Genomic DNA, 12,515 nt, shown 5'->3' with positions numbered 1-12,515 from the left:
TATTTAGCTATCAACTTTTTAATTAGTAGTGACACTTAGCACATTCCCATCCGCCAAGTTCGTTTACTGTTACTTTGCCATCTTCAAGGTACTCCTCGTACAATGACTCGTCATTTTCTAAAAGACGTTTATGAATTTCATCGTAGTACCCACCTTTACCTTCAAGTGTTCCTGTAGATACTTCTTTAACATTGTGACATTCAATACACCATCCCATTGATAGAGTTGGTCTAGTTAACTGAACATTACCTTCAATCTCATTTAATTCTTCAACTGGAACCACACGTGGCAAAGCACTTTGTTTTGTCATATCACCATGACACTGCTTACAATCTATACCACCAACCTCAACGTGTTGTGAGTGATTAAAGTAAACGTGATCTGGCAAATTATGTACTTTATTCCAAACAATATTCTCAGTTTCACCGCTGTAGCTACCACCTCCTTCTGGAGAGAAACCAGCAGATTTATAAATGTTCTTGATTTTCTCAACTTGATCACCTTCACCTTGGATCTGCTTGTGACAGTTCATACAAACGTTTGTAGTTGGTATACCCGCTGATTTTGATTTATCTGCTGAATTATGACAGTACTTACAATCAATTCCATTAATACCAGCATGCTTATCGTGTGGAAATGCGATTGGCTGACTTGGCTGGTAACCTGTTACAATACCAATATCATTCAAGGCAACGAAGAACCAAGTTACTCCTGCCAATACAACGACAAGAACACCCATCCCAACATATTTTCTGTTTTTGAAGATCCAAACTTTCGACCCTACTTTCACATGTTTATCAGCGTCTTCGTCCAATTCTTGCAATTGACGTCGAACTCCACCAACAGAAAATATAATAACCAAGAAGACAACACCTAAAACGTACCAAATCCAGCTAAAGTCATTTTCTTCTGTAGCTACGTTCGTAGCAACCGCTCCCACTGCCGCACCAGCATCACTAGCTGCACCTGGCAAAGGCTGCGCATCAACATAGTCAAAAACTGCATCGATTTGCTCATCGCTTAAATCAGCAAAAGTGGTCATTGCTGATGGAGCCCAATCCGCTACTTCTTTCGCATATGGATCTGTCGCTGCTGCAACTTGCCAATTTCTCACCCATTGATAAAGTGAACCTTCCATGGCACCACCTTCTTCCCATTTTTGTCGAACTTCGAACAATTTAGGCCCGGTCATGTCCTTGTGCGGAACGTGACAAGTAGCACATTTTGAATTAAATATTGACTCTCCTTCTTGTGCGCTCGTCACAAAATTGGTCAACATGAATAGCGTTAATACAAACGCAAACAATCCTTTATTTCCCTTATTAAACATCTGATTCTTAGATATTTTGATTTATAATTTCACAAATATATGTGATAATTCGCAATACTTATTGGAAGCAAAATTAGCAGAATATCCATAGTCAATGACAGTTTCATGACAATAAAAACCCTTTTAAAATTAATTTAGAATCATTCTAAATACTTAGGTCTTCCTAGTGACAGATACATTTGTTACAGAAAAGCGAGGATAAAATGAGTTAGGTTATTCATTATCAATTTACAAAAGTTTGTTAAAAAGAGATAAATTAAGTGAACTAAAGCAATAAATCACAAAACTCTCTTTTGAGAAAATAATTTCAGAAAGCAAAAATAATTTATTGCAGATGTGAATATCTTTTTCTCTTCAAGTCACCCCAAATAACAAGGGGTGACAAAAAAAAGGAAATATGTTATTAACAATTTACAATTAAAAATTCTGGTCATGTATATCCCATTCAGCGAAAGAACCCTCTGTTTCGTACAACTTGATATTCGCCAAAGTCAAATCGTCTGGTAAATCACTCAATAACTCGTTTTTGAAATGAAGCAATAGATTCTCGCAAGTTGGTTGAACAGGAAATAACAAAATACGTTGATTTGGTTGATTAAATTTAGTTTTACTTTCATCATTCGCATTCAGCACCAAAGTATGGTCAAAACGGTCAATAATTTTATCATTTACAATCTTTTTTAGACTAGAGAAATCACAAACCATTCCGTCTTTCGCCATGTTTGGGCTATCTTTAACCAATCCCAATAAGGTCACATATAACTTATAGGAATGTCCATGTATATATTGGCAATTTCCATCGTAGTTCATTAGGGCATGCGCCATTTCAAATGTAAATCTTTTAGTTACACGTAGTATATTTCTATTCATGACTTACAGCTTTTAAAAGTTCAAAGTTGAGAATATAAATGATGAGAGAACAATAACAGAAAGAAAAAGGAACGGATACTGATTAAAATCAGGAAAGAATGGATGTTTGAAAAACTAAAACAGATTTTCACATAAAACTGCTAGATTATATAAGAACTCTTATGCTGCCTTTAACATTAAAAAATCTTACAGCTATTTTAACTCCCAAGTACACCTACTTAATTGACATTTGACTGGTATAGTTAGCATTCTTTATGAGCTAATCGAAATTTAAAAACCCATCTATATTTTAGAAATTAAAGGTGAGTTTTTACTTTTTTCAAATATACAAGACGCTAACACCTCCAAATAGATCCTCTTTAAAGATTCATGCCATTTAACATGATAAAAATTGATTATTGTCATTTCTGTTTTATCTTCGAAATCTCACTTTTACAGAAAATTTAGAAATTATGAAACATCTAAGAAACTCCTTATTAATCGGATTAGCATTATTAACTTCTATATATAGTAACTCGCAACTAGAACTTACGGGTCAATATAAGGCAAGAGCTGAATTTGCAAATGGCTATCAACAACCACTAATGAGCGATCAAGACCCTGGTTTTTTTATTGCTCAAAGAGCTAGATTGGGTGCTAAGTATACTCACGAAAAATTTGCTTTTAACTTAAGCATGCAAGATGTAAGAACTTGGGGGAACACTTCTCATTTAGCAATTGACAACAATGGACTTTTATCCATTTACCAGGCCAATGTTTCTCTATTTTTAAATAATAAATGGACATTAAAAGTAGGTAGACAACCTATCTCTTATGATAATCAAAGAATATTTGGTGGTTTAGACTGGGCTATGCAAGGGCGCAGACATGATGGTGTAATTTTAAAATTCAGAGATAGTTCTTGGAGTGTTGATGTTGGAGCGACTTATAATCAAGAAAAAGCTTCGAATACTGAAATATTTTATACACTTAACAATTACAAGACTTTCCAATATTTATGGGCGAATAAAAAATGGGATAATTTTAGTGCAAGTGTCCTGGTCCTAAACAATGGTGTTGATCAAATCTATTTGGAGGACAGTGTATATAAATCAAGAACTAATTTTTCTCAAACAATTGGAACACACTTAGAATATAAAAGAAAAAAGTTTGATGTTATAGCTTATGGATATTATCAAATGGGAGTTGCACCAAATAAGCAGACTTTAAGTGCCTACAATGCGAGTTTAGCAGGGACTTACAAACCAAATAAAAATTGGGGAATTACTTTAGGAGGTGAAATACTATCTGGAACATCTGATGAAGCCACAATAAATGATAGAAATGAATCTTTTACACCTTTATACGGAACCAATCATTTGTTTAATGGATTCATGGATTACTTCTATGTTGGAAACCATGGTAATAATGTGGGGTTGATGGATGGGTATTTAAAAGCTAAATATTCGAAAGGAAAATATACTTTTGGCTTAGCTAATCACATGTTTTATGCTGCAGCTGATGTGGCAAGACCAGGTAATTTCACACCAAACTTTATAGCAATGGATCCATATTTGGGTTACGAGATTGATTTTACTGTGAAATATCAATTTGCGGATGAAGTAACAATACAAGCTGGATATTCGCACATGTTTGGAACTGGAACTATGCGTGAATTGAAAAATGTAGATAATAATGATACAAGCGGATGGGCTTATGTGATGCTGACTTTGAAGCCGTTTAAGAATTTTCAGTTGAAGTAAGGAGCAGAAAAGTGGGGGGTATTTTCTCCCGCGGATTTTGCAAATTTTCGCAGAATTGTTTTGGAATTGCTGGTGCTCTATTTCTCCCGCAGAATTCGCAAATTTTCGCAGAATTGTTTTGAGTGATGGCGCTATGTTTTTGCCGCAGATTTTGTAGGTTTTCACAGAATTGTTTTGGAATCGCTGGCGCTTGGTTTATGAGTAGAGGGGTTTAATCAAACAAAGTTGTTCCTGACATTAATTTCTTAAAATCATGAACTTTAATTTCTTTTTTGCTGAGCACAATATACCCTTCTCTTTCCATTTTAGCTAAAGTACGGATGGTGGATTCTTGAGTTGTAGCGGCTAGATTTGCGATTTCTAATCGTGAAAGTTTTACATCAATTGTTACCCCATCCGATTTGAAACCGTAGGTATTAATAAGTAAAACCAAGGCTTCGGCTATTCTTTCTTGAACACTTTTTTGTGACAGACCAACAATGTTTTGCTCTGCTGTTTTTAAATCATCGCCTAACAAATTGATGATGTTTTTAGAGAATGAGCGATTGTTATCCACCATATCTAAGAAAGATTGTTTCAAAATTAGACAAATATGAACTTCTTCAATAGCAACTGCATTAACCTGATAAGCTTCTTGATTTAATAGCGAGCGATAGCCGATGATATCACCTGGTTTATAGAAACGTAAAATCTGCTCCTTTCCGTCTTTCCCTATTTTTGTAAGTTTAACCTTTCCTTTGTAGAGACAATACAAGCCAACGGGATGTGTTCCTTGAGAAAATATATGATCCCCTTTTTTGATACTTAGGTGCTTTTTGTCTAAACCAATATCTTTCTTAACGTCTTTCGAAAAAGCACAGAAAAAACCCTCCTTAATCTCACAATTCTCACAACTCGGAAATACTACACTTTTCATAGTGATTATCTTTAATCAAATTATGAACGAAGTTAGGCAAATGAAAGATAATGAACTCAAAATGAGTAATGAGTTAAGTCAGTTTTTAAATTAAAATCCGCAGAAAGGATTTCTCCCCACTGCGGATTTTGTTAGATATAGGATTATGCTTTCACTAATTCTTGTATTCCTAGGCCATAAGTATTTTTCCAAAATTTATAGCCACCAGTCAGGTTTTGAACATCATAACCGTGCTGACTCAATATTCTAGACGCCAGATACCCTCTAAGTCCGACCTCACAATAAACATAAATTGTTCTGTCTTTTGAAAGCTCAGGCAGATGATTTCTGAGCTCATCCAATTCAATATTAATAGCGTTTGGAATAGAACCCGCCTCAAACTCCAATGGAGTTCTTACATCAATTAAGAGTTCGGAGCTTCCAATTTCTACCGCATCTGCTGGACTATAGATATGCATTACATTGTCCATTATGTTATTTGCTACAAATCCGGCCATATTGACTGGATCTTTTGCAGAAGAAAATGGTGGAGCATAAGCCTGTTCGAATTCCATTAAATCATCAATAGTTTGTTTGTTCTGGACGTATGTGGAAAATATATCGACACGTTTGTCTACCCCTTCTTGACCAATTACCTGTGCACCTAAAAGTACACCTGTTTCTGGATTAAACGCAATTTTAATTACCATTTGAGAAGCCCCTGGATAATACCCTGCATTAGAAGAACCATGAGTTACAGACGTTATATGTTTGATCTTGTGATTGGTCAACATTCTGCTATTTGAACCAGTAGCACCAATAGTTTTTCCAAAAACTTTTACAATTGTCGTGGATACAGAACCTTTGAAAGCCTTTGTATTGCCATTTACCATGTTGTTTGCGCAAATTCGGCCTTGTTTATTTGCTGGACCCGCCAAATATATTGGGTAAGAAGCTTCACATATTGGGTGATGGAATTCGATTACGTCTCCCACAGCATAAATATCTGAATTTGAAGTTTGCATAAATTCGTTTACCAACACCCCTCCTCTAGCACCAACATCAAGACCAGCAGCTTTTGCTAGGAAACTATTGGGTAAAACACCAATAGATAAAATTACAAGATCTGTTTGAAATTCCTCACCATTTTCAAGAACGATTGTTTTTGAACTATCAGCATTGTCTTTTATTTCAGTAAGTCCATTGTTAACATCCACGACTACACCATGAGATTCAATTTCCGTTTTCGCCATTAAGGCCATATCTTCATCAAGAAAAGTCAAAAGTTGAGGCGCTCTTTCGATTAAACGAACATTTATGCCTAAATGAGACATGTTTTCCATCATTTCAATTCCGATAAAACCTCCACCAATTACTGTAGCGTGCTTTACGTCCTCATTTTTTATTACTGCCTTCACCAAATCAGTGTCATGAACATCTCTTATTGTAAAAACATTTGAAGAATTTATCCCAGGAATCGGCGGTTTAATAGGAACCGCACCTGTTGAAAGCACTAATTTATCGTACGATTCTTTGTAAGTTTTTTGCGAATCTAAATCCAACAGCGTTAATTCATTATTCTTTGGATCAATTTCGATGGCTTCTGTTTTAACCCTAACATCTATATTGAATCTTCTTTTGAAAGATGCGGCATCTTGAATAAATAATTTATCACGATCTTTAATCACATCTCCAATATAATAGGGTAAACCACAGTTTGCATAGGAAACATAATTTCCTTTTTCAATCATGATGATTTCCGCAGTTTCATCCAATCTTCTAATTCTAGCGGCCGTGCTTGCTCCACCTGCCACAGCGCCAATAATTATATATTTCATTGTATTGTACTTTTATTATTTTCTTGTTTAATTATTTAACTTTTTAAATTCCATAGTGTAGTTGGCTGTAAATAGTTGAAGAGTCATCATTAATAAAATTAAGATTGCAATTAATTGGTGCAAAACTCCAAGTGAAATAGGCACAATATAAAGTAATGTAAATACGCCTAAAATTGCTTGTAATAAAATTCCTAAAGCAATCCATTTTGGCATTGCATAGAATTTGAATTTTCTCCAAAAAATAAATGCAACTATCACAACTATCAATGCAAATGTTCTGTGAATAAACTGAACAGTTCCAGGATCTTCAAAAACCACCATTATTCCTAGTTCTGGGTAGTTATTCCATAAACTTTGGGGTAGCCAATCTGCTCCCATTTTAGGATATGTGTTGTATAAAAAACCTGCTTTTAATCCTGCAACAAGAGCTCCGTACGCTACTTGAATTAGAGTGACAATAAAGATTAATAATGTCCATTTTTTTAATGCCATTTCTGGTTTCCAATTATGGTTTGGATACCTCACCAATAAGGCAGTATAGAAAATAAAAAGCACAAGAGAAATAGCGAAAAACAAATGAAGAAACAAGCGGTAATGACTTACATGAGGATTATCCACCAAGCCGCTTTTCACCATTAGCCACCCCATCACACCTTGACTTAATCCGAGTAGGAAAATGATTCCTAAACGTTTCTTAATTCGTTGATTAAAAGATTTTTTTAACCAAAAAAAAAGAAAAGGAACAATAAAAACAATTCCAATTACGCGCCCAAAAAGTCGGTGAACATATTCCCAAAAATAGATGTCTTTATATTCTGATAAAGTGAAATGGTGATTAAAATGTTTAAATTCTGGAGAAGCTTTGTAGCCATCAAATTCTTCCTGCCAAGCCTCTTCTGTTAAAGGTGGTAAAAATCCTGTAACAGGTTTCCAATTTGTCATGGAAAGCCCCGACTCTGTAAGTCGCGTTATTCCACCTACGACAACCATCAAAACAATTAAAATACATCCTGAGAGTAACCAGAAGTACACTTGTTTTTGATAATTGTTTTTAATCATTTCCTATTTTATTGATAAAGAACAAAGAAAGGGCTTCAACAAAGGAAAAAACATGATTCAAGTCATTTATTATCCTGACCCATTGCAATAATGTAGAAACAGTAACAATTGCTACATAAATAAAAGAGAGTGACCGCCAAATTGTAACTAGGGCGCAGGAGAAAATACAGCAATTTCACCCACATATTTTCGAGGGAGAAATTGAATGATCGAAAACAAGGTGAAAATTGCCGTTAGATGTGTTTTTGATTATAGTTTTCTTGCTACCATTACAACTGCATTCATGTGACTTTCATGCTTACGAAAGACCTTTTGCATTGCTAAAATTCGTTTTCGGGCGGGTCCATTACTCATAATATTCCATCCAATTTTAAGGCTATTAAAAAAGCCTTCATCACTTACAATTCTTTTACTTTCAAGTAAGTGCATTCCGTTTGTACCTTGGTACACGACTTCAAATCCTGCATCAACCAGTAATCTTGTCCATTCATCAATTGTTAACGGTCTAGCATTCACTCGAATGGTTGTGGCTAAATCTTTTTGAATTTCTGCTTTCAATTCCTCAGAAATAGTATTTGGTGTTAACCCTATTTCATGAATCGCATACAAGCCTCCTGGTTTCAACAAACGATGAGCTTCTTTGATAATATTTGCTTTTCTATGATCTGCATGCATTGTTAACATTGCTTCACCATACAACTTTGTAGCACAGCATTGTTTTAGATTTACTTCTTGGGCATTTCCGTTGACAAAGCTCAAGTTTTTTCCCTTAATTTTATTCTGTAGATAGGAGATTGCTTCTGGATCTGCATCAACACCAATATAAGAATGAGGCTGCCTTTTAAGTGAAAGATTAGCTGTAAATCCTAAGCCTGGAGCAAATTCAATTACATCATCTTCTTTATTAATTTTCAGATTTTCAACTAGCTTTTCTGTAAGCTCTTTTCCTCCAGGACGAAGTACTTTTTTTCCCATTTTAGCAAGGATCCAATGTCCAGGCGCTGTACTTATATCTTTAACTTCCATTACTTTAGTTTTAGGTAAAACTACTATTTAGAATCATTCTAAACAACACCCACAATAAGGTATATTTCAAATAAAGGATGAAGAGAAACAGCGGCGGGATAGAAAGGCATCGAAAGAATAAACTTCTCTTACAGGATAAGTTCAATGCCTCTCCAAATAAATATTTTATCGGTATACTTGATCTGGCACGAACATCTTGAAATACTTCTACCGATCAACTAATTCCATTAAAATTTCAGGACATTTAATATTTATTATTGGGTTACCAAGATCAGTCGTTAGCTAAAGTTTATTTGAAGGAAATCTTATCGTCACCGTCAAGCTTTTTTTCAGCCAATTGAGAAGTTTTAAAAATAAATGAATTATTTGGATTCGACTTATCATTAATTTGTTTTGAAATTTATAATTGCCTCTGAGTGGCGACACATGGGTACAAGTCAAGTTATTAGCGCCCTTTCTTTTCTAAAAAAAGAACTAGTATAGGTTAATGAAAGTATTAATTCTGGTTTGTGTCACCGCTCCTGTGGCTTAATAAAAAACGCAAGCCGTTTTTTATTAACATATCACCCACTCTGTGGGCTTAGCTAGGATTACAGCATAGAAAAATCCCCTTCTATAAACGACCTAACTTGGTAACCTAAATTTATTATATTAAATTTTCTTCATCCCCTCAGATTTATAAGCGTAATGAGTTGATTAAAAAAAGTTAGTTCTTTTGTAGTCATAAACCATTTGAATTTAAAAGAACTAAAATCCATTCAATTTAGCATGTCCTTCATCTGTTACCATATCCATACTCCATGAGGGTTCCCAAACCAAAACAACCAACACATCAATTCCTGGATATATTCTCTTTAATGTTTCTTCAACATCTTGAATTATTGCGTCTCCCATCGGGCAACCTTGTGAGGTTAGCGTCATTTCAATTTTAACATTAAAGGTTTCTTTATTGAGAATCACAGCATAGACTAATCCCAAATCCACAATATTGACATACAGCTCCGGATCAATAACTTCCTTCAGGCTTTCATAGATAGCCATTTCTGTAACTTCCTCTTTATTAAATTTATTCATAGCGTTTGTTTTTTGTGCAATACAATTTGCATTACATTAATTAGAAACAGAATGGCACCCACCAAAAGCAAACCTAATCCAATATAAAACAAACTAATTAATTGGAGAAGTAAGCTTCCGAAAAACAAGATAAAGCCACTCACATGCGAGTAATATTGATACTTCAAAATAGTATAATTGTAAAGATCCTTGGGCAAGAGAGTTTTTTCTTTTCCAACGAAAGGTTTATAAATTTTCAACCAAACAATAAAAGGTAAGGTTTTATAGAATTGTCCCAAGATTAAAGTTGCCACAAAGCCGATAAGCAAAACAATAATATAAAATGCTGAAAGATGAAAATCGGTTTTTACCCCAAGAAGGTAAAGTAACGAGGCCAACAACACGATAAGCAAAGTAGGAAAGGCAATCATGGTTTTTTTTAGTCCAAAATCTAATTTTCTCCTCAGCCTAGTTTTGTAGACTACATGCATGAAATTGAGATAATAAATAAAACCTATAATTCCCAATCCATAACTGGTGTACAGTAATATTTCCAATCCTGAAAGTTTGCTTACGACACCTAATAATAAACTGAATAATAGAAAAAAATAAGCAAACTTTAATGGTCGTTGATCTAAATTATGTACCAGAAGAAACATTGGAATTAAAACACTTGTAACTCCAATAATTAGAAATATGAACCACCCTATAATTCCAAAGTGCGCATGAACTTTAAGCAGTTCTAAATGCGAAAACGGCAAGAAAGGAATTAAAAAATTAATGGCTAAAAATAGTCCCGCAATAGCCGTTAGCATTAGCCAAACAGCACTGGTTTTAATGAAAAGCCTTGGTACTTTATTTTGTTGAGAATTCCCAATCGTTTTCCAAACATTAATAACAAAAAGAATTACCGCTAAGTTCAACAAACTTCCGAACAATGTTAAGCCAACTCCATTACTCCCAAAATAAAAGGATGAACTTAAGCCTGCTGTTCCGAAAATGAGCAGATAAAATATTGATTTGGTTAATCTTTCAGAATATATTCTCTGAATAAAAATAACAGGCAGAAGTTGAAAAAGGGCTCCAAAAATAACTGAAGTTACAAAACCTAGTACCAAAATATGAGTAATCGTGAGCATTGTTTCATTGAAGTATGCAGAATTTAAAACTGCATTGGGGTGGAAAGCTATAAACACTAATCCCACAAGCCAACTTATGGCAGAGAATACAAAAAATGGAACGACAGACTCTGGCGAAGGGGCGTTATTTGAACCCTGATTAAACATTTCTTTTGGATATAAATAACATTACATTTCCCTCTGAAATAGCACAAATAAAAGTGTTGAGCTTTTTAGTTTCCAATTCTGGTAACAAGTGCTGTGGAACTCGTTTATGAAAAACTTTCAATGCTGTTTTTTCATCAAGATCTTCAATTGCTTCAAGAATTTTCACTAAAGGCTCTGGCATCTCAAGAGATCTCACGTCAATGGTTTTAATTACTCCTGGGTAGGTCTTTACCAATTGATTAAATTGAGATTCGTTCACGGTTTTCACCGCTTCTCCTATCAATTCAGCTTGTGAAATTTTACCTTCACCCAATTTAAAAAAGCTATGACAGAGGCCATCTTCAACTACTGTAAGATTAAGGAAACCACGCTTTTCTTGAATTCTAATCAATGGAATGGGTTCAAAATCGATTAATACCTCTAAAGCCTCATGAGTCTCCAGTTTTTTTAAGGCTTTTTGTAAAACATTAAAGGGATCCTCTCCCTTTGCCAAAAACGGACGAACATCCAAGCTTATTATTTTTTTACCTTCTAGAAACTTATCCTTTTTTTTATTTTCAGGAAGCTCTGTTTCAAAATCCACTAACGAATTTTCGTCTTCCAATTCAAATCCAATTGCCACCAATGCATTCAGCATTTCATTAACATCACATTTTCCTATTTTTGCCGCTTCGGATAAATTTACCCTAGGGGCAAGAAGCCTTCTTAATATTGGATTTCTAAGTTTAGTAAAATGTGGATTCAAAGAAGCAATAGCTTCTATGGCTTCAACATTTTCCTTGATCACTTTAGATACCTTTGTGTTTCCATTAATTTTCATGACGATGACTTTTGTTCAACATTTATTCGCTAAAACCTATTGCTTTGAATAGTTTATTCTTCTTTTTAAATCTGGAATGATTTCGCTTAAAATACACATCATACACACCATCGCCCGAAAATGTTAAGGTAGCGAATCCCATTCTCTCAAATAGCTTGGTTAGAAAAATAGGGTTGGAGTCTAAGCGCGTACTCAGTACTTCGTTTATTTCAAGCTTCGTCACTTCCCTTTCTAAAAGAGCGATTAAATCCTCCTCACTTCCTGCTAAAATTGAATTTAGATCTATTGACTTTACTCGCTTTTCCTTGATAAAATCTGCTTTTGCATTTAAGAAGTAAAGCTCTTTTGCATTGGGAATAGGCTGTACCAGATCTTCTGTTTCAAACCCAATTTCCCTTAATTTCCATAACAACAGGTGAGTCTCACACTTCAGTTTTTCTGCAAATTTATCAATGGTGATGTGACTTGAAAAAAACCAATAAAAAATTGGGTTTTTTAGTCTAGAAAAATTGGGGTTTAAAGAGGCAATCACATCAATTGCCTCTTTATTCTCCTTAATCACCTGAGATATTTTAGTATTTCCGTTGATTTTCATG

The 12,515-nt window shown here is 34.5% G+C and carries 11 protein-coding genes; 1 reads left to right on the top strand and 10 read right to left on the bottom strand.

The window, feature by feature from the left end:
• Window positions 1–22: 22 nt before the first annotated feature.
• Together DIT68_RS13320 and DIT68_RS13315 are read right to left on the bottom strand one after the other, a co-directional pair.
• Complete coding sequence (locus tag DIT68_RS13320) at window positions 23–1,330, bottom strand: cytochrome c3 family protein (RefSeq protein ID WP_109360310.1); 1,308 nt, start codon at window positions 1,328–1,330, stop codon at window positions 23–25.
• A gap of 417 nt (window positions 1,331–1,747) precedes the next feature.
• The gene (locus DIT68_RS13315; protein ID WP_109360309.1) at window positions 1,748–2,200 is read right to left on the bottom strand and encodes a 6-pyruvoyl trahydropterin synthase family protein; all 453 of its coding nucleotides are present in this window, start codon (window positions 2,198–2,200) and stop codon (window positions 1,748–1,750) included.
• A gap of 452 nt (window positions 2,201–2,652) precedes the next feature.
• Between DIT68_RS13315 and DIT68_RS13310 the strand changes: the two genes are divergently transcribed.
• Window positions 2,653–3,942, top strand: coding sequence for an alginate export family protein (locus DIT68_RS13310; RefSeq protein WP_109360308.1), 1,290 nt, complete (start codon window positions 2,653–2,655; stop codon window positions 3,940–3,942).
• A gap of 211 nt (window positions 3,943–4,153) precedes the next feature.
• Here the strand turns inward: DIT68_RS13310 and DIT68_RS13305 are convergent, their stop codons facing one another.
• The 8 genes from DIT68_RS13305 to DIT68_RS13270 form a co-directional block, all read right to left on the bottom strand.
• Complete coding sequence (locus DIT68_RS13305; RefSeq protein ID WP_109360307.1) at window positions 4,154–4,858, bottom strand: Crp/Fnr family transcriptional regulator; 705 nt, start codon at window positions 4,856–4,858, stop codon at window positions 4,154–4,156.
• Window positions 4,859–5,001: 143 nt separating this feature from the next.
• Window positions 5,002–6,675, bottom strand: a complete 1,674-nt coding sequence (locus DIT68_RS13300; RefSeq protein ID WP_109360306.1) for an FAD-dependent oxidoreductase — start codon at window positions 6,673–6,675, stop codon at window positions 5,002–5,004.
• Window positions 6,676–6,702: 27 nt separating this feature from the next.
• The gene (locus tag DIT68_RS13295) at window positions 6,703–7,734 is read right to left on the bottom strand and encodes a COX15/CtaA family protein (RefSeq protein ID WP_109360305.1); all 1,032 of its coding nucleotides are present in this window, start codon (window positions 7,732–7,734) and stop codon (window positions 6,703–6,705) included.
• Window positions 7,735–7,983: 249 nt separating this feature from the next.
• Window positions 7,984–8,760: a class I SAM-dependent methyltransferase gene (locus tag DIT68_RS13290; RefSeq protein ID WP_109360304.1), complete on the bottom strand. Its 777-nt coding sequence runs from the start codon at window positions 8,758–8,760 to the stop codon at window positions 7,984–7,986.
• A gap of 747 nt (window positions 8,761–9,507) precedes the next feature.
• Complete coding sequence (locus DIT68_RS13285; protein ID WP_109360303.1) at window positions 9,508–9,834, bottom strand: metal-sulfur cluster assembly factor; 327 nt, start codon at window positions 9,832–9,834, stop codon at window positions 9,508–9,510.
• Entirely contained in the window at window positions 9,831–11,099 is a 1,269-nt protein-coding gene (locus DIT68_RS13280) for a hypothetical protein (RefSeq protein ID WP_109360302.1), read from the bottom strand. The genes DIT68_RS13285 and DIT68_RS13280 overlap by 4 nt, the downstream gene beginning before the upstream one ends.
• Window positions 11,092–11,919, bottom strand: a complete 828-nt coding sequence (locus tag DIT68_RS13275) for a DUF2249 domain-containing protein (protein WP_109360301.1) — start codon at window positions 11,917–11,919, stop codon at window positions 11,092–11,094. Before DIT68_RS13275 ends, DIT68_RS13280 begins: the two co-directional genes overlap by 8 nt.
• A 22-nt stretch (window positions 11,920–11,941) precedes the next feature.
• Complete coding sequence (locus DIT68_RS13270; RefSeq protein WP_109360300.1) at window positions 11,942–12,514, bottom strand: DUF1858 domain-containing protein; 573 nt, start codon at window positions 12,512–12,514, stop codon at window positions 11,942–11,944.
• Between the last annotated feature and the right edge of the window lies 1 nt (window position 12,515).

It is taken from the genome of Brumimicrobium oceani, assembly GCF_003143775.1.
Taxonomy (GTDB): domain Bacteria; phylum Bacteroidota; class Bacteroidia; order Flavobacteriales_D; family Crocinitomicaceae; genus Brumimicrobium; species Brumimicrobium oceani.
The sequence above is the reverse complement of the archived record's forward strand: the minus strand, read 5'-3'. Positions and strand labels throughout refer to the sequence as shown.

Coding starts and splice junctions, on each gene's coding strand:
- DIT68_RS13320 (WP_109360310.1), bottom strand. CDS start 1,330: ATGTTTAATAAGGGAAATAAAGGATTGTTTGCGTTTGTATTAACGCTA.
- DIT68_RS13315 (WP_109360309.1), bottom strand. CDS start 2,200: ATGAATAGAAATATACTACGTGTAACTAAAAGATTTACATTTGAAATG.
- DIT68_RS13310 (WP_109360308.1), top strand. CDS start 2,653: ATGAAACATCTAAGAAACTCCTTATTAATCGGATTAGCATTATTAACT.
- DIT68_RS13305 (WP_109360307.1), bottom strand. CDS start 4,858: ATGAAAAGTGTAGTATTTCCGAGTTGTGAGAATTGTGAGATTAAGGAG.
- DIT68_RS13300 (WP_109360306.1), bottom strand. CDS start 6,675: ATGAAATATATAATTATTGGCGCTGTGGCAGGTGGAGCAAGCACGGCC.
- DIT68_RS13295 (WP_109360305.1), bottom strand. CDS start 7,734: ATGATTAAAAACAATTATCAAAAACAAGTGTACTTCTGGTTACTCTCA.
- DIT68_RS13290 (WP_109360304.1), bottom strand. CDS start 8,760: ATGGAAGTTAAAGATATAAGTACAGCGCCTGGACATTGGATCCTTGCT.
- DIT68_RS13285 (WP_109360303.1), bottom strand. CDS start 9,834: ATGAATAAATTTAATAAAGAGGAAGTTACAGAAATGGCTATCTATGAA.
- DIT68_RS13280 (WP_109360302.1), bottom strand. CDS start 11,099: ATGTTTAATCAGGGTTCAAATAACGCCCCTTCGCCAGAGTCTGTCGTT.
- DIT68_RS13275 (WP_109360301.1), bottom strand. CDS start 11,919: ATGAAAATTAATGGAAACACAAAGGTATCTAAAGTGATCAAGGAAAAT.
- DIT68_RS13270 (WP_109360300.1), bottom strand. CDS start 12,514: ATGAAAATCAACGGAAATACTAAAATATCTCAGGTGATTAAGGAGAAT.